The sequence below is a fragment of the Sediminibacillus dalangtanensis genome, from assembly GCF_017792025.1.
GTDB classification, from domain to species: Bacteria; Bacillota; Bacilli; order Bacillales; family Amphibacillaceae; genus Sediminibacillus; species Sediminibacillus dalangtanensis.
In genome coordinates this window covers 3,235,125-3,257,172 of record NZ_CP046956.1, presented here as the reverse complement: position 1 = coordinate 3,257,172, position 22,048 = coordinate 3,235,125, and the positions used below count along the sequence as shown (strand labels likewise).

Annotated in this window: 23 protein-coding genes, 1 pseudogene and 1 riboswitch; of the genes and pseudogenes, 22 read left to right on the top strand and 2 right to left on the bottom strand. The window is 43.2% G+C overall.

Features of this window, described 5'->3' with window-relative positions; genetic code table 11:
- Window positions 1-383 precede the first annotated feature (383 nt).
- From ERJ70_RS16110 to ERJ70_RS16080, 8 genes and pseudogenes are all read left to right on the top strand, one after another.
- Entirely contained in the window at window positions 384-1,217 is an 834-nt protein-coding gene (locus tag ERJ70_RS16110; RefSeq protein WP_209365799.1) for an AraC family transcriptional regulator, read from the top strand.
- A gap of 112 nt (window positions 1,218-1,329) precedes the next feature.
- Window positions 1,330-2,478: a Gfo/Idh/MocA family protein gene (locus ERJ70_RS16105; RefSeq protein WP_209365798.1), complete on the top strand. Its 1,149-nt coding sequence runs from the start codon at window positions 1,330-1,332 to the stop codon at window positions 2,476-2,478.
- Window positions 2,479-2,490: 12 nt separating this feature from the next.
- On the top strand, window positions 2,491-3,672 hold the full coding sequence (locus tag ERJ70_RS16100; protein WP_209365797.1) for a dihydrodipicolinate synthase family protein: 1,182 nt from the start codon (window positions 2,491-2,493) through the stop codon (window positions 3,670-3,672).
- Entirely contained in the window at window positions 3,669-4,490 is an 822-nt protein-coding gene (locus tag ERJ70_RS16095) for a sugar phosphate isomerase/epimerase family protein (protein WP_209365796.1), read from the top strand. Before ERJ70_RS16100 ends, ERJ70_RS16095 begins: the two co-directional genes overlap by 4 nt.
- 569 nt (window positions 4,491-5,059) lie before the next feature.
- Complete coding sequence (locus ERJ70_RS16090; protein ID WP_209369456.1) at window positions 5,060-5,809, top strand: ABC transporter ATP-binding protein; 750 nt, start codon at window positions 5,060-5,062, stop codon at window positions 5,807-5,809.
- Window positions 5,809-7,452, top strand: coding sequence for a hypothetical protein (locus ERJ70_RS16085; RefSeq protein WP_209365795.1), 1,644 nt, complete (start codon window positions 5,809-5,811; stop codon window positions 7,450-7,452). Before ERJ70_RS16090 ends, ERJ70_RS16085 begins: the two co-directional genes overlap by 1 nt.
- Window positions 7,453-7,513: 61 nt before the next feature.
- Window positions 7,514-7,624: pseudogene (locus tag ERJ70_RS20060) on the top strand (tyrosine-type recombinase/integrase); the annotation flags it as partial.
- Window positions 7,625-7,671: 47 nt separating this feature from the next.
- Complete coding sequence (locus ERJ70_RS16080) at window positions 7,672-8,106, top strand: N-acetyltransferase (protein WP_309507473.1); 435 nt, start codon at window positions 7,672-7,674, stop codon at window positions 8,104-8,106.
- A 409-nt stretch (window positions 8,107-8,515) separates the two neighbouring features.
- Here the strand turns inward: ERJ70_RS16080 and ERJ70_RS16075 are convergent, their stop codons facing one another.
- Window positions 8,516-8,779 carry a DUF1292 domain-containing protein gene (locus ERJ70_RS16075; RefSeq protein ID WP_209365793.1) on the bottom strand — a complete coding sequence of 88 codons (264 nt, stop codon included), beginning with the start codon at window positions 8,777-8,779 and terminating at the stop codon, window positions 8,516-8,518.
- Between the two features lie 133 nt (window positions 8,780-8,912).
- Between ERJ70_RS16075 and ERJ70_RS16070 the strand changes: the two genes are divergently transcribed.
- From ERJ70_RS16070 to ERJ70_RS16005, 14 genes are all read left to right on the top strand, one after another.
- Window positions 8,913-9,089, top strand: a complete 177-nt coding sequence (locus tag ERJ70_RS16070) for a hypothetical protein (protein ID WP_209365792.1) — start codon at window positions 8,913-8,915, stop codon at window positions 9,087-9,089.
- Between the two features lie 84 nt (window positions 9,090-9,173).
- Window positions 9,174-9,413: a hypothetical protein gene (locus ERJ70_RS16065; protein ID WP_209365791.1), complete on the top strand. Its 240-nt coding sequence runs from the start codon at window positions 9,174-9,176 to the stop codon at window positions 9,411-9,413.
- Between the two features lie 260 nt (window positions 9,414-9,673).
- Entirely contained in the window at window positions 9,674-10,150 is a 477-nt protein-coding gene (locus ERJ70_RS16060; RefSeq protein WP_209365790.1) for a CarD family transcriptional regulator, read from the top strand.
- A 406-nt stretch (window positions 10,151-10,556) separates the two neighbouring features.
- Entirely contained in the window at window positions 10,557-12,659 is a 2,103-nt protein-coding gene (locus ERJ70_RS16055) for a BglG family transcription antiterminator (RefSeq protein ID WP_209365789.1), read from the top strand.
- A gap of 11 nt (window positions 12,660-12,670) precedes the next feature.
- Window positions 12,671-13,117, top strand: coding sequence for a PTS sugar transporter subunit IIA (locus ERJ70_RS16050; RefSeq protein ID WP_209365788.1), 447 nt, complete (start codon window positions 12,671-12,673; stop codon window positions 13,115-13,117).
- Window positions 13,117-13,389, top strand: coding sequence for a PTS sugar transporter subunit IIB (locus ERJ70_RS16045; protein WP_209369454.1), 273 nt, complete (start codon window positions 13,117-13,119; stop codon window positions 13,387-13,389). The genes ERJ70_RS16050 and ERJ70_RS16045 overlap by 1 nt, the downstream gene beginning before the upstream one ends.
- Before the next feature lie 44 nt (window positions 13,390-13,433).
- Window positions 13,434-14,729, top strand: coding sequence for a PTS ascorbate transporter subunit IIC (ulaA, locus tag ERJ70_RS16040; RefSeq protein WP_209365787.1), 1,296 nt, complete (start codon window positions 13,434-13,436; stop codon window positions 14,727-14,729).
- A 66-nt stretch (window positions 14,730-14,795) separates the two neighbouring features.
- Window positions 14,796-15,788, top strand: coding sequence for a phosphotriesterase family protein (locus ERJ70_RS16035; protein WP_209365786.1), 993 nt, complete (start codon window positions 14,796-14,798; stop codon window positions 15,786-15,788).
- A 15-nt stretch (window positions 15,789-15,803) separates the two neighbouring features.
- A complete protein-coding gene (locus ERJ70_RS16030) occupies window positions 15,804-16,541 on the top strand; it encodes a creatininase family protein (protein WP_209365785.1) in 738 nt (245 codons plus the stop codon).
- Window positions 16,542-16,552: 11 nt separating this feature from the next.
- On the top strand, window positions 16,553-17,281 hold the full coding sequence (locus ERJ70_RS16025; protein WP_209365784.1) for an SIS domain-containing protein: 729 nt from the start codon (window positions 16,553-16,555) through the stop codon (window positions 17,279-17,281).
- A gap of 91 nt (window positions 17,282-17,372) precedes the next feature.
- Window positions 17,373-17,555 carry a hypothetical protein gene (locus ERJ70_RS16020; protein WP_209365783.1) on the top strand — a complete coding sequence of 61 codons (183 nt, stop codon included), beginning with the start codon at window positions 17,373-17,375 and terminating at the stop codon, window positions 17,553-17,555.
- 83 nt (window positions 17,556-17,638) lie between these two features.
- Window positions 17,639-17,769, top strand: a riboswitch (TPP riboswitch).
- A gap of 115 nt (window positions 17,770-17,884) precedes the next feature.
- Window positions 17,885-18,463, top strand: coding sequence for an ECF transporter S component (locus tag ERJ70_RS16015; RefSeq protein WP_209365782.1), 579 nt, complete (start codon window positions 17,885-17,887; stop codon window positions 18,461-18,463).
- Between the two features lie 14 nt (window positions 18,464-18,477).
- Window positions 18,478-19,941, top strand: a complete 1,464-nt coding sequence (locus ERJ70_RS16010; protein ID WP_209365781.1) for an ABC transporter ATP-binding protein — start codon at window positions 18,478-18,480, stop codon at window positions 19,939-19,941.
- A 16-nt stretch (window positions 19,942-19,957) separates the two neighbouring features.
- Entirely contained in the window at window positions 19,958-20,758 is an 801-nt protein-coding gene (locus ERJ70_RS16005) for an energy-coupling factor transporter transmembrane component T family protein (protein ID WP_209365780.1), read from the top strand.
- 443 nt (window positions 20,759-21,201) lie between these two features.
- Here ERJ70_RS16005 and ERJ70_RS16000 read toward each other — a convergent pair whose 3' ends face one another.
- Window positions 21,202-22,044 (bottom strand): carbohydrate ABC transporter permease, encoded by an 843-nt coding sequence (locus ERJ70_RS16000; RefSeq protein ID WP_209369452.1) that lies wholly within the window; start codon window positions 22,042-22,044, stop codon window positions 21,202-21,204.
- Window positions 22,045-22,048: the final 4 nt, after the last annotated feature.

Here is a 22,048-nt window from a genome sequence, read left to right as displayed (position 1 = left end):
AAAGGAGCTTGGTTAAACCCAGGCTTTTTTAGTGTTTTATTTCCTTTTCTAATTTCATGCACAATTAGTCAAAGATGAATGAAAGTGTACATTCTCTCCATAGAGCTTTTCAATATCTTGTTAGTGAAAGAGAATGCCTTAGACAAGGCTGACTGTAAGGAGATTAAAGTGAGAAACAGTCTGCCAAAGAGTCTGCAATACAAGAACTCTCAAAATTCTGTGGGAGAACCTGCCGGCTATAATATCTACAACGTCAATGGGAATGCATTTATTCAGGATAGCGGAAATTTCATGCGTAAAACATGACCGGCTGTCGGAGTCATGAAACCTTTCCTATGCTAATATATAACTAATAGAATCGAAATAATAGAACGGGGGAGCTGGTGAAAATCAACCGTGTGGATTTGCACTTATCCGAGGAAGGGATTCGGCTTTATGAAAGCAACCATCTGGCAGGAGATTTAGTCAGCGAGCACCATCACGAGGTGTACGAAATTTTATATGCTCTGGAAGGAGAAGGCCGGATTGTGCTGAACGGAAAGAGTTATGCCTTTAAACAGGACAATGTGGCTGTTATTTCCCCTTATTCCGATCATTCCATCATTTCCGACTCCAAGCTGACGGTACTTGTTCTTGCGTTTGAGCAAACGATATTGGAGAACTCCGTTAAAAATGAATTGCTTGAGCAATCGTTTGCTGAAACGCAGTTTGTCGAACTGAATCCCTTTGAAGGAAGCAACGTCCGGCAGCTGCTTCGGAAAATGCTTTATGAGCAATCCCAGGGTGAAAAGCTTAATTACGTGGCAATGCGGATTTTTCTCTCTGAACTGCTTTTGAAGTTTGCTAGGTCGCAGAATGACACTGATGTATTTGATGCCAACGTGCTACGCGCAGAGCGATTGCAACACTATATCGATACCCATTATTTCGAAATTCTCAGTTCGACGGACCTAGCGAATAAATTGGGAATCAGTACCCGTCATCTGAACAATATTTTCAAAGAACGCTACCAGGTCACCCCGATGCAGTATTTAACCGAGGTACGTATCGATCTTGCCAAAAAACTGTTGGCAAGTACAAACAAAGATATCGCATCGATATGCTTTGAAGTAGGTTTCGAATCATTATCGACCTTCTATCGAGCCTTTAAAAATGTTGTGCAAATTTCTCCGAAGAAATACCGTACCGCCTACAATCAGGAGTTAATTCAAAAATAAAGCAGCCATTCCTAACCCGTTTCCGATTCTTAGAAATCCGTTCTTAGATTAGTAAGACGGATTTTTTTCATGCCGTTATGATAGAGTCATAACGATGAAAGGGGTTACATACATGCAGCAGAAAATCGGAATCATTATGAACGGGGTTACGGGTCGGATGGGAACAAATCAGCATTTGATTCGTTCTATTGTCGCTATCCAAAATCAGGGTGGGGTTGTTTTAAACAATGGTGACACCTTGATGCCCGACCCCATTTTAGTAGGAAGAAATCAGGAAAAGCTGAAGAAATTGGCTGACCAGCACAGTATCAAGCGTTGGAGCACGAATCTCGAAGAGACGCTTGCCGATAAACAAAACAAGATTTACTTTGACTCCCAGACAACGGTGAGAAGGGGCGATAGTATCCGCAGGGCAATAAAAGCGGGCAAACATATTTATTGTGAGAAACCGACTGCCACCAGTTTGGAGGAATCGCTCGAATTGGCCAGGCTCGCCAAACACGCGGGGGTGAAAAATGGTGTCGTACAGGACAAATTATTTCTGCCGGGCTTGTTAAAGCTCCAACGATTGATTGATGCAGGATTCTTCGGAAAGATGCTGTCTGTCCGTATCGAATTTGGTTATTGGGTGTTTGAAGGAGACTGGCAGGAGGGGCAGCGGCCATCCTGGAATTACCGGGAGGAAGACGGCGGCGGGATCATTGTCGATATGTTTGCGCACTGGCGCTATGTAATCGATAACCTGTTTGGTGGTATCCGTTCGGTTTCTTGTATCGGCGCAACCCATATACCGGAACGACTGGACGAACAAGGGGAGAAATACAGATGTACGGCAGATGATGCGGCCTATGGCACGTTTGAATTGGAAAATGGGGTTATTGTTCAAGCTAACTCATCCTGGGCGGTCCGAGTAAATCGGGACGACTTATTGACCATTCAGGTTGACGGGACGGAAGGCAGTGCCGTAGCAGGACTTCGGGATTGTAAAACACAGCATCGCGTCAACACTCCAAAGCCGGTTTGGAATCCGGATATACCGAACCCGCATGATTTTCTTTCTCAATGGGAAGAGGTGCCCGACAATCAAACGTTCGACAATGGCTTCAAATTGCAATGGGAATTGTTCCTGAAACATGTTGCTGCCGACGAACCATTTCCTTGGGACCTACTTGAGGGTGCTAAAGGGACCCAGTTATCTGACTTGGCATTGAAGTCCTGGAAAGAAAGATGCTGGGTAGAAGTCCCAGAACTGATTGTATAGGAGGGGATGCGTATGAGCATCAAATTGATTTTACCTGCGAAGGGCCGAAAGCTCTACACCTATCAAATGAAGGCCTCTTTCCCATTTTCCATACCACCGAAAAAAAAGTTTTCCAGCCGGACCGCCTTTTCTGCTGCTCATGTCGTTGCCGATCCGTTGGCAGATGCTGATCCGATTTTCGATACCAGTGTCGATTGGAATGCGACCCTGGCATACCGACATCACTTATGGTCGCTTGGATTGTCGGTAGCAGAGGCAATGGATACCGCCCAACGGGGAATGGGGTTGAATTGGGAAAATGCCAAACATTTAATCCGCCGTTCAGCGAAGGAAGCGAGGGAGGTTGGCGGCAGAATCGCCAGTGGAGCAGGAACCGATCAACTCGCACCATCGCCGGATGTTACCTTGGAGGATGTGAAAAATGCCTATCTAGAGCAATGTGCATTTATCGAAGGGGAAGGTAGCCAGATCATTCTGATGGCCAGCAGGGCTCTAGCAGCTTGTGCCAAAGGACCGGATGATTATAGGCATGTTTACAACTGTATCCTGGAAAATGTTTCTGAACCGGTGATTTTGCACTGGCTTGGTGATATGTTCGATCCAGCCTTGAAAGGATACTGGGGACACGAATCGATTGACGAAGCGATGGATGTCTGCCTGGCAATCATTCGGGATAACGAAAGCAAAGTCGAGGGCATAAAAGTGTCCTTGTTGGATGCTGGGCAGGAAATCAAAATGCGCCGGCTCCTTCCGGAAATTGTGCGTATGTACACCGGTGATGACTTTCACTATCCGGCATTGATCAAGGGGGACGAGCACGGTTACAGCCATGCGTTGCTCGGTATCTTTGATGCGATTGCCCCTGCTGCGGCGGCAGCCTTACATGCGTTGGACGTTGGAGACGAAGCTGCTTATGATGGGATATTGGAAAAAACGGTGCCGCTTGCCCGGCATATTTTCCAAAAACCGACGTTTTCCTATAAAACCGGTGTGGTATTCATGGCTTATTTGAATGGACATCAGACGCATTTCCGTATGCTCGGCGGTAGGGAAAGCGCACGCTCGATAACGCATTTGGCCGATTTATTTGTCTTTGCAGACCAGGCGGGCTTATTGGAAAAGCCGGAGCTTGCCGCAACCAGGATGAAGCTTTTGCTGGCACAAGCTGGAATTGAACAGGGGGACAAAGGATGACCAAACCGGCAATATTAAATAGATTGAGTTTGAATCAAATTACCACAGAACAATGGAATCTGAAAGAGGCCGTCCGTGGCTGTGAAGAAGCGGAAATCGGACAGATTGCTTTGTGGCGGCACAAAGTAGAAGAAACAGGCTTGCAGGCGAGCAGGAATATGATTCGCGATGCTGGTTTGCATGTGTCGAGTCTCTGCCGTGGCGGGATGTTTCCGGCATCGACTGCAGCGGAAAGAGAGCAGCGTCTCGATGATAACCGACGGGCAGTAGAGGAAGCTGCCGAGCTCGGAACGGATACCCTTGTGCTTGTCTGCGGACCGGGACCAGACCGTGACATAGAGACGGCCAGAAAGCATGTGGAAGAAGGGATCGCCAAGCTTGTTCCGTTTGCCCTATCCTATGGGATTAAGCTCGGTATTGAACCATTGCATCCAATGTATGCGGCGGACCGATCGGTCATTTCAACGCTGAATCAGGCCAATACAATTGCCGAGCAGTTCAGACCTGAAGAGGTAGGCGTGATTGTCGATGTCTTTCATGTATGGTGGGATCCCGAACTTTATCGACAGATTGAACGAGCGACTGGTCGTGTTCTCGGTTTTCACGTTTCTGACTGGGTTATCCCTGTGCCGGACATGTTTAAAGGGAGAGGAATGATGGGGGATGGGGTAATTGAAATCAACCGAATCCGTCATGCGGTGGAAGCGGCCGGCTACTATGGCCCGATTGAAGTGGAAATCATCAACCAGGCCATTTGGGATCGACCAGGTGAAGAGGTGCTCGAAGAAATAAAAGCGAGCTTTGTGAAACATGTTTGATAGGAGAAGCTGTTAGCTGGGATATAACATATAAAGATTTTTACCTCCTTCCAGAGTAAGAGGCGGCAATATTACGAAAAGGCGGGGCTGGAACAGTAGTATAGCGACCACAACAAAAACCGAGCGATTCGTTCGGTTTTTATATTTTTAATAACCCCCAATTAACTTAGGAAAAAGTAAATCATTCTAACTTTCTCTTAGTAATAGTGCAAATCAAATCATCACTCCGGCAAGGTACTTCGCTTTCCGTGTCCGGCTTCAGCTAACTTGGCAAAGAATACCGCTTTGCCAAGTGGATCTTCAGCTCGCACTCATCCCGCTAGAGTCTACGCACCTTGCCTCCGTTGCTGGAGATGTTCCCCATCTGGTGTGAATTCCATTTTGCCTATCCTGTTATGGTTTGGTTTTTATTAAGTGCAGTCATGGATAGGTACTTACGCTTTTTCTCCTGAAAATCACTACCTCACAGAAAGGAAAATTATGTTAAGGTAAAAGTACATACTAATGAAGAAGGTGATGAAAAGGTGGTCAATCAGGACGAAAAAATCCTCTCCCTGTCCAACTTATCGATGAGCTATGGTGGGGATCCGGTACTCAAATGGATCGATTTGGACGTGTATCCCGGCCAGATCATCGGATACATAGGACCTAACGGGGCCGGAAAAAGTACGACCGTGAAAATTATGCTCGGACTGGTAGGAGGGTATAACGGCAAGGTGGAAATTTTTGGGCAAGACATCGCCGATGGAGATCCTTCCTATAAGCGGAAGATCGGCTATGTTCCGGAAAATGCTGAGATTTATGACAACTTGACTGCCTGCGAATACCTTACGTTCACGGGCGAAATGTATGGGATGAATCCCGAAGCTGCCGAGCGGAAAGCCTTGCTTCTACTAGATAAATTTGAAATGCGTGGTGTATTCCACACGAAAATTTCCTCCTTTTCTAAAGGAATGAAACAAAAAGTACTGATCATCTCCAGTTTACTGCATGATCCTGATTTGCTATTCCTCGATGAACCGCTAAGTGGGCTGGATGCAAACAGTGTGATGATTATCAAAGAAATACTAGCCCAGCTTGCTGCCGAAGGAAAAACGATTTTTTATTCCTCTCATATCATGGAGGTGGTCGAAAAAATCAGCAGCCGGATCGTCCTGCTGGCAGACGGAAAAATCGTTGCCGATGGGACATTTGCTGAACTGCAGGCAAAAAATGAGGAAGGGACATTGGAAGAAATCTTCAATCAATTGACCGGTTTCAATGAACACCGCGAAATCGCCGAATCGTTTGTGTCGATCGTCCGGGAAGGTGGAAGCTGATGAAGAATTTCTTATCCTTGCGAATGCTGGACTATTTGAGCCGTTTGTTTACCATGCTGGGGGTCGATTATCCGGTTATGCGGCGGATCTTGCAGGTGAAGCTGACGATGGATCAGCGACGGGTCCCGACGATTTTTGAACAGTCGAAAACCAAAGAAGGCAATCAATTTATCAAATCTCTAGGCTTATACGCTTTTTATGGATTGATTCTCATTCCGTTCATTGTGTTTGGCGATTACTATCTGTTTCAGATGAGTCTTGTATTCGCCATGATGATGTTTATTCTCATGACCACCATGATTGCTGATTTTTCTGCTGTCCTGCTGGATGTAAGAGACAAAAACATCCTCCACACAAAACCTGTCAACCAGCGGACAGTCAGTATGGCAAAGGTGGTACACGTCTGTATCTATATGACTCAGGTGACCGGTGCCTTCGCTATGGTTCCACTGCTTGTCGGTTTGTTTGTCAACGGAGTTCTGTTTACCGTTATCTTTTTTATCGAAATTTTGCTAACCGGTATGCTGATTGTGGTGTTGACAGCACTCATTTACATATTTATTTTGCGTTTTTTTGATGGAGAACGCTTAAAAGATGTCATCAATTATGTGCAGATCCTGCTTTCGGTCGGTATCGTAGCGGGTTACCAAGTGTTGGTGAGAATATTCGACTTTTCCGATTTGAACTTCGAGGTTACCTTTCAATGGTGGCATTTACTGCTGCCGCCGATTTGGTATAGTGCGCCATTTGAGTGGATATTGAACAACAATTCTGCGGGCTACATTGTCGGCTATTCCATCCTTTCGGTCGTGGTACCGATTTTGGCCATTGTGATATACAGCAAACTCGTTCCCTCTTTTGAACAAAATTTGCAAAAGCTGCTGCAATATAGTGGAGACAATAAGCGAAGGGCACATCGTATCGATCACTTATTAGCTAACATTGTCTGCAAGAGCAAGGAAGAGCGGACTTTTTTCCGTTTCTCAGCACTGATGATGAAACAGGAACGGGAATTCAAGTTGAAAGTTTATCCTTCGCTTGGATTTGCTTTTGTGTTTCCGTTTATCTTTCTGTTCAATGAAATAAGCATGAATGGGTTCGGCGGGTTGCCGGGAAGCAAATATTTCCTGACCATTTATTTAGGAAACATCATGATTCCGGCTGTCGTTCATATGCTCAAGTTTTCCAGCAATTATAAGGGTGCATGGATTTTTCGGGCCACTCCGATTCATGATGAATCCATTTTTTACCGGGCAGCTTTAAAAGCTTTATTGACCAAGCTTTATTTACCGCTCATGGTTGTACTCAGTATTTTCTTTTTGGCGATGTTTTCATTCCGGATTGTACCGGATCTGCTTGTGATCGTAATGACAGGTGTATTGCATGCCCTGTTATCTTATAAACTACTAAACAACCAAACATACCCCTTTTCCCGTTCGTTCGAGTTCGCGTCTGATATGGATACCGCTAAGAACATCATTTTAATGATCATCGTCGGCCTATTTGGCGGGGTGCATTACCTGGCAACCCTTTTGCCATACGGAGTGATTGGTTATCTGGTGGTAGTGCTTATTGCCGCTTTGATCAGTTGGAAACTTGTGTTTTCTGCAAAAGAAAAGAAGGTGCCGGCTGGCCAGACTTGAGGACCATCCTATAACGCTTGGAGGCAGATGACTCTATATATCTTCTGCCCAAAGAGGTAATCCCATCGTATGGATTGCCTTTAAAACAGGGTTGCGTATCTCGGATACATCAGGATTAAAACGATTAACTGGCGAATACTCGATTGTAACTGATAGTCAGAAAACAACAGTAATCGAGCCATTTAATTGAATAAGGCATGGAATATTTATCGGGGTGAGATGGTGAATATTAGAGAAAACAAAAATACAGAAGTCAATAGATTAGTAGAAATATGGTATGAAGGTTCTTTAATAGCACACAACTTTATTGATAAGAATTATTGGACATCACAACAAACGGAGATGGCAGAAAAGTATATCCCGATGTCTGAAACCTATGTTGTAAGTAACGATAAAGAGGTTGTCGGCTTCGTATCGATGATCGATAATTATTTGGCTGCGTTGTTTATTGATGTTAAGCATCAAGGCGGGGGATATGGAAAGGGATTGTTAGATTTTATAAAAAATCAAAGGGAAAATATACAATTAAAGGTGTACAAGAAAAATAAAAAAGCCGTTGATTTCTATTGGAAGAATGGCTTTGTAATAAAAGAAGAAACATTAGATGAACAGACTTCTGAAGAAGAATTTTTAATGGAATGGGAAAAGTGTTGAACTTCGGTTATTACATGAAATACAACGAACAATTTTCATCAATCGGGCGCTATCCTTTAACAAGGGATGGCGCTTTATTTCCTTTCCGCTGTTTTATTGGCGGGTGTTTAGTTTCGGAGGAAAATATTGGACCCTAATCAGGTGGGCATAAAAGAAGATCAAAAAATACGCGAAGAAGATCAACTTCTCCTTCAAGAGGATCAACTCAACGCCGAAGAGGATCAACTAACATAAAAAGAAGATCAAATCACCATAAAAGAAGAGCAAAACAAAGAGGGAGCGTTATTCAAATCTATCATAGAAATGATGGATGATAAGTTGGTTATTTCTTTAAAGGAGGACTATTATAAGTCTCTCCCTCAAAAAATCAGCCTGTTGCCCCCCCTCCATGGACAGCGTTTCCGATGCTTTAGTCTTCTAAAATTGCATCGAACGCTTCCGATACATTGTCGAATTCTTCATCAGATTCAATGGCTGATAAATCCCCCTCATTGTCTATCTTTAAGAAAAAGACGTCTATATCGTCTTCGTTTTCCTCCTGTAAGTCTTCTGCAAAGCTGACGGCTACATAGTCCGTGTTTTTTAAGGTTACCTTTGCCAAAACTTCAACCGTTTGATCCTCATTTGTTTCATCACTTATAGTGAATGTTTCCCCCACTTTGATTTCTTCCATTATCATCTCGGCCCCTTTCTTGTAGTTTCTGTCTTTATTCTTCCTAGAAGATCAAGTTTTATGTGCTGAGAAGGTGAAACCTGTTTTGCGTTTTTGCGTAGTTAGAGTAACGATATTTTAAGGGGGGATATTAATGGGGGAGTCCATTTATTTTAAAGATAACTTTTTCTCTGCCGGTACGACGGAGATTTTTAATGAAGACCATGAACAGATTGGATTACTGGATTTAAAGAGCGCTTTTTCTTCTGGAGTGGATGTCATGGATAAAGAAGGGCTTATTGTTATAAAAGGTTCATTTCTTTTCTGTTGAGAGGGTTGGTAGTGAAAAATCAATATGAAGAAGTCGGAAAACGAAAGCAAAGCTGGCTTTTTTCTCTAAAATTCCTATCAGGGTATGTATGAAATTAGATCAGAAGCCTTCTCCAAGGACTATGATATCCTCGATGATGAAAATGAAAATTTAACTGCTACATTTAAAAAGGTCAGCGGATTTTTCCAGTCACCTGCTTATGAATTGCGTAACCACTCGTCGGAGTTGTCAAATGAGGAATTCATTGCCGTTGTAACGGGAGCCAACATGATTACGAAACGTAATAACTCTGCCGGGGCGAGTGGTGGAGCAGCTGCCGGCTAATGTTTAAGAGGAAAGATGAAAAAACAAAAGTTCCATTTGTATGTAATGCGAATAAAAATATACTATGCATTAGAAAATTACTATTCACCGATCAGGCGCTAACACTAAGGGGTTAGTGTCTTTTTTATAGGGATGCAATGGGTCCCTGCAATCGTTTGATTTAGATGAAAGAAAAAGATTGACTAGTAAAATTGAATTATGATATTATGGAAAATTTGATAAAAATAGTATTTGTGTTAAACTTAAGAAGGTTACCATATATGGAGGTGGACGATTTGTTTCAAGTAGGCGATAGTATTGTTTATCCAATGCACGGAGCAGGTATCATTAAAGCCATTGAAGAAAAGGAAGTCTCAGGGAAAAAACAACAGTATTACGTTATAAAAATGTTAATCAGTAATATGCAAATCATGATTCCTGCTGGTAAAATATTGAGTTCGAGTGTACGCCCGGTTACGGACATCCTTGCATTAAAACACATCGCACACATTTTTCAGCATGGAGAATCAGATAGATTACTGCCGTGGAAACAAAGGTATAAAGTGAACACAGACAAAATAAAAACGGGTAAAATGCAAGAAGGTGCAGAAGTTGTACGTGACTTAATGCGTATGAAGAAAGAGAAGGTACTTAATACAAGCGAGAAAAAAATGTTGGATAACGCACATGAATTTTTAATTAGTGAACTGAGATTAATGAAAGGGATCACGGAAAATCAAATAAAGAGTTTTTGCTAAGGCTAATGATTCGTAATCTATTTCATCTCCAAAAAACTCCCTTGATTTTTTGGGAGTAGGATTAATAATAAAAAAATCTTTTCAAAGATTCAACCTCTTCAACTCACTTTGAGAGCATTAACCTCTTTTTATCATCTTAATTACTTCAATTCTTTTTATGAACGTTTGAAGTTTCATCAAATAACTCGATAAGATAGTCACATATTTTTTTAGTGAAAAGAAGACCCCTGTGTGACAATGTGTAAACATTCTAACTCGCCATTCGGCGAGTTTTTTTTGGTTGGTAATACCAACCATTTGGTTTTGCACAAAAGTCTGTGAATGATTTGGTCTTTTGATTCCAGGGGGCTTGGCATATAGTTAGACTAAGGCCGATAAATTAAGTTTTGCCCAAGGGGGGAAAACAATGAGTTTGGATAAGCGCAGTACTGCCATGTTAACTCAAATTGTTCATAGTGAGCTATATATTCCAGTGGAAAAACTTGCCGAGCAATTCAATGTTTCGAGAAGGACGGTCTATAACGACTTGGATAAGATCAATTTTTGGTTGAAGGAAAACAAAATAAGTGAAATACAGCAAATAAGAGCTGCGGGTTTGTACTTGGAAAAGCAGGCGAAACGGGAAATCATGCGCAAGCTGCTCGTGTTCCCGGTTTATTATTATGAGCTGTCGCCTGAAGAAAGAAAGGCGTGGCTGGTCACTTACTTTCTGGCCAGTGCCAAGCCTCTGTTTCTAAAAGATTTGATAGCGATTACCAGAGTTAGCAGGAACACAGTCCTGGAGGATTTGAAAAGTTTGCGGGAAGAACTCGATAGCTATCGACTGAAGCTTACTTCCCGGAGGAAGCTCGGGTATCAGGTTGTCGGCAAGGAGACCGATATCAGGAGAGCGCTGATCAACTATATTGCCATGATCAAACCGCAGCAAGGCTGGTATTCTTTGATTCATGACCAGGCTTTTGAAGCGGATAAAGAAGAAGACAGCAACTATATGATTTTTGACCAGACGGAATTAAAACGAATTTATCGCGAATTGAGCCGGTGTGAGCAGCGTTTGGGTATTCAGTTCACGGATGAAGTCCTCAATATTCTTGTCATTCGTTTTTACTTGTTTTTGCAGCGGATCAAGCAAAAGCAATACGTGGATATCGATCCGGTAGAACAGACTGTCATCGAACAAACCGGTGAATGGAACGCGGCAAAAGACTTTATAACCGAAGTGGAGAACACATGGCATGCAGAGATACCAGCAACAGAAGGATATTACTTTGCCAAGCATTTATTGGGTTCGAAAGTGAACTATTACCCAAGTCTCGAGGATGAAAACGAGGAAATTATCGGATTGCGTGAAGTAGTTAAAGAGATGATCGAGGATTTCCAACTGGTTGCAGTGGTTTCTTTTACAGATCGGACAGGGATGGAGACCAACTTACTTTTACACTTAAAGCCTGCGTATTACCGAATCAAGTATGGCATAGATATGGGGGAATTGGCTTTTGACTCAGTGGAAGACAACTTCCCGGAAATCTATCAATTAACCAAAAAGGTCATCTATCATTTCGAGCGTTTTGTCGGGAAAAAAATCAACCAAAGCGAGATTGCCTATATTGCGATTCATTTTAGCGGATGGCTGCATAAAGAAGGACTGTCCATCCAGACACGCAGAAAAATGCTGATTGTTTGCACCAATGGTCTCGGGACTTCTCGTTTACTACAGAGTCAGCTCGAAGGGTTGTTTTCTGAAGTGGATATTACCGGTATTGCTTCGTTACGTGAATATCGCGAGATGGAACTAGCAGTTGATTTTATCGTCTCGACGGTACCCTTGCCGGATCGAGGAGTCCCTGTTTGCTTAGTCAATCCACTGCTCGATAACCATGACAAGGAAACCCTCCTAAAGCAGGTAAATGCGTTGTTCACAGATAATAACGGTTATCAACCATACTCGGTAGATACCCTTATGGACATTGTGAAACGTTATGCAGAAATAAGGGAAGTAGGGCAGCTAAAGCAGGAATTGCGGAAGTATCTTTACCATCCCGCTGTGACAGCTGAAGCCAGATTGAAACCTGCTTTGACGGAGTTAATCAACGAGGATCATATTCTGTTTGCAGCGAACGTGGGGAGCTGGCAACAAGCAGTCGAATTGGCAGCCAGCCCACTTTTGGAAAAGGGGCACATCACAGCAGGTTATATCGATTCGATGGTAGACAATATTGAGAAGCAAGGTCCGTATGTTGTGATTTCTCCTTTTATCGCGATGCCTCATGGTCGTGCGGAAGACGGTGTCAATCAGTTGGGAATCAGTTTATTGCATGTGCGGCAACCAGTAGAGATGCTGGGCAAAAAAGTCAGAATCTTCATAGTTTTGGCTCCGGAAAATAACGAAAAGCATCTAAAAGCTTTGGCTCAGTTAACCAATATGTTTTCCCATGACAAACGTGCAATACTGGATGCAAAAAACAAGGAGCAAATCTGCAAAATCATTACAACCTACTCATCAAGATAAGGAGTTTGATCATGAAATTTTTAGAAGAGGGATTAGTGAAAGTCGGGGCAAAAGCTGCGGATGCTGAAGATGCCATTAAACAGGCGGGGGTTTTACTGGCAGATGCGGAGACGGTGGAGGACGTGTATATCGATGCGATGGTGCAGTCTTTTCAAGAAAATGGACCATATTTCGTCCTTGCGCCACACATAGCCATTCCCCATGCAAGGCCAGAAGACGGGGTGAAGGAAGCATCTGTCTCCCTGTTGCAGTTGAAGGATCCGATCACATTTGGACATTCTTCCAATGACCCTGTCCAATTGATTTTCGGACTTGGGGCTTCATCAAGTGAAGAACATGTCGATTTATTAAAGAAGCTGACGGTGCTTCTCAACAAGGAAGAAAACGTTAACCAGTTAAGAACGGCAGCAAGTTACCGCGATATAAAAACAATCATTGAAACGGGGGAAGGCAAATGATTAAAGTACTATCAGTTTGCGGACTAGGACAGGGAACAAGCTTGATTTTGAAGATGAATGTGGAGCAGGCACTCAGTGAGAAAGGAATCCGGGCTGATGTCGAACATATGGATGTATCTTCGGCATCAAGCATGAGCGCCGATTATATTATCACAAGCAATGAACTGGCAGAAGGATTGGAAGGACATAGTGCCAAGCTGATCATCGTTAATAACTACTTTGATATGGATGAGATCAACCAGGCGATTGACGAGCATATAGCCAAGGCATAAAAGCTTAAAAAACAAAATAGCAAGCAGACGAAGGGGGAAACAAGGTGGAAGTCATTTATTGGATAGCCGACAACGTCTTTGGAACACCTGCGATTTTATTAGGGTTTATCGTGCTGGTCGGTTTACTGTTACAGGATAAGACAGCAAGTCAGCGGGTAAGCGGAACGTTCAAAGCAATTATCGGATTTTTGATCATCAGTGCCGGTTCTGACATCATCGTCAGCGCCTTGACGGTATTTGAACCGCTATGGAAAGAAGTTTTTAATTTATCGGAACAGCCACTTGGTGAATTTATGGGCCAGAATGCCTTTAACGCCGAGTACGGCAGCGCCGTAACGCTGGCCATGACGATTGGTTTTCTGATCAACGTTTTACTGGCAAGGTTTACTAAATTAAAATACATTTACTTAACCGGTCATATGATGTTTTGGACGACGACCATTTTTGCCGGGATTGTCGTGCATACGGTCGGAGATGTTTCCTTTGGTAAACTGGTTATGTTCCTTGCTGTTATCATGGGGATTTATTGGACGGTACAGCCAGCTTTGACACAGCCGTTTATGAGAAAAATCACGGGAAACGACAACATCGCTTTAGGTCATACGTCCGCATCTGTTGCTTTGCTTGGAGCACTGGCAGGTAAGGTGCTCGGTAACAAAGACAATGATTCGGAAAAAATCAAACTTCCAAAAGGTTTGGAATTTCTTCGGGATTCGAATGTCATCACAGCTTTGACCATGGGCTTGCTATTCCTGGTCGGTGCGGTCATTATTTCCTTTAAGGACACACCAGGCGCAGAAGAACTTGTAGCAAGTGCAGGCAGTCAAAATTTCGTTATTTATGCCATCGTACAGTCGTTTACGTTCACTGCCGGTATCGCAGTTGTTTTAATGGGGGTCCGTATGTTTATCGGGGAAATGGTTCCAGCCTTTAAAGGAATCGCGACTAAAATAGTGCCGGGGGCGAAACCAGCGCTGGACAGTCCGGTTGTCTTCCCTTATGCACCGAACGCCGTTATTCTTGGATTCTTAGGATCATTCGCCGGAGCCTTGCTATGGCTGTTTGTACTTGGAAACACAGTGGGATACATTTTTGTCCCGACCATGATCGTCTTGTTTTTCCATTCAGCGACTGCAGGTGTGTTTGGTAATGTAACTGGTGGTGTCCGCGGTGCTTTGATGGCCGGATTTATCACCTCCACGGTCGTCGCCTGGGGACAATATATCACGGTGAAAATGCTTTTGGCAGATACAATACCGGATACAGCTATGTGGGCTGCCGATTCTGACATGTTCATACTTGGTCCAATCATCCGGTTTCTTGCGCAATTACTGTTCTAACGAAAATACAAAGGAGAAAAAGGGCAGCAGTCTTGCCCTTTTTCCACTTACTCTGGAGGGGATAAAATGAGTTTTGTACGTACCTTTGCGGGGGATGTTTCTCCTGATCAATTGGGTTTTACCTATTCACATGAGCACATTGTCTGCCGTCCGCCTTACTGGGTGGAACAGGGGGCGGATGATCTTTTGTTGGACGACAAGGAAAAATCGCAATTCGATGTGTTGGATTTTAAAAAGCACGGCGGCCGAACGATTGTCGATGCCACCGCAGTGGATTATGGCAGGGATGTAGACGCCGTACAGCAAATATCCGAAGAGACCGGGATCACCATCATCGGAACAGCCGGTTTTAACAAAAGCTTTTTATGGGATGCACCAATGCGGGACAATTTGAAAAAACTTGTCGGTGACTACGAAACTTATCATCAATGGATTAAAGATAAAACGGTTAATCAGCTTGCAGATTTCGTCATTCAGGAAGTGGAACAAGGATTGGAAGGGACAAAATGGAGAGGCGGGCAGGTGAAGTTTGGAACGGGTTATAACCGGATCACTCCATTAGAGGAAAAAACTTTGCGGGCGGTTGCGAGGGCACATCATGAAACGAAAGCCCCGATTCACACACACACGGAAGCAGGCACAATGGTACTCGAACAAATCGAACTGCTTAAGGAAGAAGGAATTAACCTGGAATATGTCAGCTTCGGGCATATGGATCGCAATCCGGACCCTTTTTATCACGAACAAGTGGCGAAAACTGGTGCGTTTCTTTCGTTTGATGGTATTTCCAAAATTAAATATGCACCAGAAAGCACCCGGATCCACTGTATTTTGGAACTGGTCCGCAAAGGCTATGAGGACCAAATTTTAGTCAGCGGAGACACTGCCAGAAAGTCTTATTATAAACACTATGATTACGGACTTGGATTGGAAAATATCATCGCCAAGTGGGTTCCCCGCTTCAAAACAGAGGCAGACAGTCTCGGATTTGACGGAGAGAAACTGATCACCAAATTTTTCGTGGAAAATCCCGCACGGTGTTTCACATTCAAAAACTAGAGAAGGGGTGCTGTTGTGAAGTTTCAATATCAAAACTCCTATAACATTAAAGAAGAAATCGAGCGTTCCAAAATTGCGATTCTTCCGGTTGGAGCAGTGGAAGCGCATGGTCCGCATTTGCCGCTCGGAACCGATAACTTTTTGGCTGAACGGCTGTCGGACAAGCTTGCTGAAGTGGTAAATGGCTTGGTTTTGCCAACGTTGCCGTATGGACAAGTATGGAGTCTGCGTCAATTTCCTGGTAGCATCACCGTCAGCAATCGTTCCCTGATCAGCTATATTAACGATATCGGCGAAAGCCTTTATCGACAGGGTATTAAGGTCTTTGCCATGGTGAACGGCCATTTGGGCAATGGAACAGCTTTGAAAGAAGCTGCTCGTGAATTGTATGAAACATGCCCGAAAATGAAAGTGTTGTATTTATTTTATCCGGGCATGAATAAGGCGGCAGAAGAAGTGAGGGAAACACCGTCCTCCCATGGCACCTATTTCCATGCCTGTGAAATAGAGACTTCCTATATGTTGTATCTTGCCCCGGAACTGGTAGAAATGGAGAAGGCGATCAATGATATTCCTGATATTCCGTTGAGTGCAGATGTCACGCCTACCCCTTGGGAGGAATTCACGGAAACCGCTGTATTAGGGGATGCCACCCTGGCGACAGAGGATAAGGGGATTTATATAATTGATATCGCCTTAAAAAACATGGTTCAATTAATAGAAGCGGCTAAACAGGAGACAGAACAAAACTAGGGAGGGTTTGGATGTTAGCCAATTACTTTGAAAAGGTTCATTCTCTGTTACAAGTAATCGAAGAAAAAGAGTTTACAGCTTTGCGCGAGGCTGCTGAAAAAATTTCTGCCTCGCTGCAGAACGATGGAGTGATCCACTTGTTTGGGTGTGGCCATTCGCATATTTTGACGGAAGAGGTTTATTATCGTGCAGGTGGACTAGTCCCCGTGCATCCGATCCTTCATGAACCGTTGATGCTGCACGAAGGAGCAGTCCGTTCTTCTACGTTGGAAAGAAAGAATGACTATGCAGCAAAGTTCATGGAGGAGCAGGACATCCGCCAAGGAGATATCATGGTGGTGTTGTCTACCTCTGGACGCAATCCGGTACCCGTTGACGTTGCGGGGATTGCCAAAGAGAAAGGCGCCTTTGTCATCGGAATCACCTCGATACAGTATTCACAAAGCCAGCCATCACGCCATACAAGTGGCAAGCATTTGTTTGATGCGGTGGATTTTGTGATTGATAATCATGCTCCGGTTGGAGATGCACTGCTTAGCCACCCGGAGGTACAAGTGAATTTCGCACCGAGCTCAACGGTGATTGGAGCTGCTATTATTAATGGATTATTTGCGGAAGCTATTAAACGGATGTCGGAGGATGGCTTTCAGCCGCCTGTCTTTTTAAGCGGTAACATAGAAGGCGCTGATGAGCATAACCAGCAGTTGATTGAAAAATACTCGGATCGGGTAACGTTATAGATAGGGAAAAGGTAACCGCAGAGCCTCGGTTACCTTTTCTTGTTTCCGCTTTTGTCTTATAGTGGGGATAGATGGTTAGGAGGGATTATGTATGGGACTCGTTGCTATTATTACCTATGTAATATCGTTGTTTATTCTCTATGTTGTCATTGAAACAGCGGTGAAAAACGGAATCAACAAATCAAATGTCGGTCGCCATTTCGATATGGACCGCCTAGAAGAACCAGAGGACACAAAGAAATCTTTGTTTGATACGGATTTGGATAAGGATTGAAAAAGCGAAGAACGGATTCATTATTTCATTGACAATACCTGTTCATTATGTGTTAAGATAACGATACAAAATAGAATAAGTTGTTTGTCCACTAGGGGTACCTTGAAATAGATGATGGCATCTATGGAAGAAAGGTTGAGATTAAAGTGAAACTTTAAGACCCTTGGAACCTGATCTGGTTGATACCAGCGGAGGGAAGTGGAGTAGCGGATACATATAGACTTGTGTGCTTCATGATATATCCAATACAACCACTTTCTTTGCGCTGGTAAAGAAAGTGGTTTTTTTGTGCAAAAAAAAATTTTATTAATAGGAGGAAGGACTTAATCATGAGTAAAGGGTTGAAATTGACAGATTTGTTGGTAACGATTATTGTCGCAATTATTTTCGGGATCATTTATAAATTATGGGGACCTTTATATGGGGTGCTCTCCACCTTTGGTCTCCAAGTAGAACAGCTGATTTATGGTATGTGGTTTATTGCAGCCATAGTTGCGTTTCTGATTATTCGAAAACCAGGTGTAGCTTTGCTTGCTGAGGTGGCGGCTGCTCATGGTGAATTTATTTTTGGTGGGGAATGGGGAATATCCACCCTATTATTTGGTATTGGCCAGGGATTAGCTGCGGAACTAATCTTTGCTGTCTTTCGTTACAAGCGTTACGACTTGTTCGTTGTATGTCTAGCAGGTATTGCCTCAGGATTTGCTTCGCTTGGTATTGATTATTTTTACGGTTATATCAATGATTTGGCGCTATGGAATTTCTTGTTGATGGTCGGCTTCCGATTACTCAGTTCCGTTATTATCGCTGGTATGGTCGGTTACACAATTGTCCAAGCGTTGGAAAAAACAGGGGTTACCAGCTTGGTTCGCCAAGCCTCAATAGAAGATTATAAGGCCTTGGAGTAGAAAGGTGGATGGCCATGACTACTGTTTCCAGTGTGAAAAACTTGCGTTTGAAGTTTCCAGGGAATGATTCTATGCTGTTAAAAGATTTTTCGATTTCTTTTGAACAGGGAGAAAAAGTACTGTTGTTAGGCCCATCCGGTGCTGGTAAATCTACGCTTTTGCAAGTACTCGCTGGATTGATTCCCAAATCCATTGATGTACCGGTAAAAGCAGATCAATGGACGATACCGGAAAGCTGGGGTTTTTTATTTCAAGATCCAGATACACAATTTTGTATGCCTTATGTAGATGAGGAAATTGCGTTCGTTCTTGAAAACTTAAAAATCCCGCAAGCCCAGATGAATGATCAAATACATTATTATTTACATCAAGTCGGCCTGAAACTTGATTCGATTCATACTAATATCCAAACACTTTCTGGTGGGATGAAGCAGCGATTAGCAATTGCTTCGATACTGGCTCTTCAGCCGGAAGTGCTATTTTTAGACGAACCAACCGCGTTGCTTGACCCGGATGGAACCAGCCAGGTTTGGAAAACAATTAAGGATATAGGAACAGATAAAACGGTGATCATTGTAGAGCACAAAATAGATGAAGTGGTTGATTATGTTGATCGTGTCGTTCTTTTTAATGCGCAAGGTGAACTCCTTGGGGATGGTCCAAAGGATGTTATTTTTCAACAGTATAAACAGACTCTTTACAAACAAGGGATATGGTACTCAGGGATATGGGACGATTATCTGCAAGGCAGTCGCCCCAGCAAGCCGGATATCTCTAATATCAGGAAAATACCAGTCCTTTCATTGAATCAATTTTCCGGGTTCAGGGGCAAGAACAAAAGAGTCGAAGTAGATCATGCCGACATTTATTCCGGTGAATGGATAGCGGTATTGGGTGAAAATGGAGCTGGAAAAACGACCCTGCTTCAATCCTTGATGGATTTAATAAAAACGAGCGGCTCCTATCATGTCTTTGGAAAGAATACAAAGAAAATAAAACGTCTTTCCGATTTTGTGTCATTTGTTTTCCAGAATCCCGAATTACAATTTGTAACGAATTCCGTTTACGACGAGTTAGCTTATACATTGCGGATACTAGGTTGGGATGCAGGAAAGATTGATCACCGGGTTTACCATTTGCTGCAGTTATTTCATTTAGATACTTATAAAACCCAACATCCTTATCAACTTTCCATGGGGCAAAAGCGAAGATTGAGTGTCGCAGTAGCACTAGCCCAAAACCAGCCGATTTTGCTTTTGGATGAGCCTACGTTTGGTCAAGATGCAGTCAACACATTTGCAATATTGGAAGAGTTAGAGCGGTTACGAAGAGAAGGTACTACTATCGTGATGGCAACCCATGACGGGCAAATTGTAAGGAATTTTGCCAGTAGATGCTGGTATATAGAAAATGGCAGGATGACGAAAGATGTTGCTGCACAAGAATATACCGACATTTATCCTTCCTATGTCTTGTAATAAGGAGAGAGAATAAATGCTATGGGAATTTTCCTATAAAGAAACCTGGCTTCATAAAATCAATCCAAGTTTTAAACTGGTGTTAGTTTTCCTGCTTTGTATCCAGGTACTCTTTATCCATAATCTAAATTTTATCATTAATTATATGTTGGCTGTACTAGTACTTTATCTATGCTTTACAGGACATCCATGTAAGCGGCTGTTACTTATTTCTGTTCCATTTATCATCCTGTTTTTGACTTCTTCCACCTCGATGATTTTTTTCGGAAAAGGGGAGGAAACGTGGTTTGAGTGGGGTTTGGTTCATATTACGGAAGAAAGCTTTTTTAGAGGGCTCCATATCGGTGTACGTGGACTTATATTTGCCGTGTTGGGGGTAGTTTTTGCGCTGACAACGAGACCGGTGTATTTGTTTTATTCCTTGATGCAGCAACTGAAGTTAAGGCCGAAATATGCATACAGTTTTATGGCAGCAGTTCAGTTGATCCCTATCATGGTTGAAGAGATGCAAAATCGGCGACATGCATTGAAAGTACGGGGATTACAATACGGGACCGGGTTTGGGGGTTTTATTGAAAAATTCCGTCTTTACTCGATTCCGCTGCTTTCTCAAAGTATTCGAAGGGCCCATCGTCTTGCGGTGGCCATGGAGGCAAAAAGTTTTCAGGGATCAGCGAACCGGACTTTTTATTACAAAATGGGGTTCTCCTGGTTAGATACCATATTCCTGTTATACTTCATCATATTCATCTCTGCATCTTATCTGTTGGCGATATACTTCCCTTATTTTCCTGCTGCAGATGTTCGTTTTAACTAAAGTCAAGTGGATCTTCAGCTCGCGCTCATCCCGCTGGAGTCTGTGTACCTTGCCTCCGTTAGATAGAAATAATTTTTCTTCTGGTGTGTTTTTTGTTATGCCTATTTCCGTAGCGATGAGAAGCACACATCAAACGACAGGATAAAACGAGAATATACAACTAAAAACCGAGCGAATTCATAAGCATTTAGAATTCGTTCGGTTTTTTCTTCAGTGGCCATGCTTTTGTCCCGGCTTTTACTGTGCCGCTAAAATTGTCGTCATATCATTCTTGATTTTTTTGGGTATTCCCAGCACTAGGGGAGTGCTTTTTGATAGCTCACCTTAGCTTTTGTAAACCATACATCAAACATAACAAAAAAACGTCCCATATCGCGGGACGTCTTTATAATTGTCTATTATCTTTCGAAATCTGCTAGAAACATAGAATCTTGACGTTAGTTTTAGAACTTCTGCCCGCCGGTAAGATTCGAGCCTTCGATAAAGTAGCGTTGAAAATAAAAGAACAATAGAATGATCGGCAAAAGAACGGTGGTAGACATCGCCATTAAGTAGTTCCACTGGGTGGAAACCGTTCCTTTAAATGTTTGCAGTCCAATTTGCAGGGTGTACAGATTTTCATCATTCAGGTAGAGCAGCGGACCAAGCAAATCATTCCAGGAGCCATTGAAGGAGAAAATGGCTACGGTAATTAACGCTGGTTTAATTTGTGGCAGCATGATCCTCCACCAAATTTGAAAATGGTTGGCGCCATCCATTTTTGCTGCTTCCACCATATCTTTCGGGATGGTCCGCATGAATTGCCTGATCAGGAAAATAAAAAATGCGCTGCCCAGAAAAGACGGCACGATCAGTGGAAGGTATGTGTTTACCCAGCCGATTTTAGCGAAAATGATATACTGCGGAACCAATGTGACAAAGCCGGGGATCAGCATTGTTGCCATGACGATACCAAACAACAAATTCTTCCCCTTGAATTTTATGACGGCAAAGCCATAAGCAATAAACGCATTGGCAAATACACTGCCTATCGTTGAAAGACCCGAGATAAGCAGGGTATTCAATGTCCAGCGGGTAAAAGGGGCTGTCTGCCATGCTTCCAGATAGTTACTGAACCGGAAACTGTCCGGCCAAAAGCTTGGCGGGTACTGGGCGATTTCCTGTGGTGTTTTCAAAGAAGTCGCGATCATCCACCATACTGGAGACAGGATAATCAGGCTGCCGCCGATTAAAATCAGATAGATCAACGTTTTCTTGGTTATCCGTTTTTTCTTGCTGCCAATCATGGAA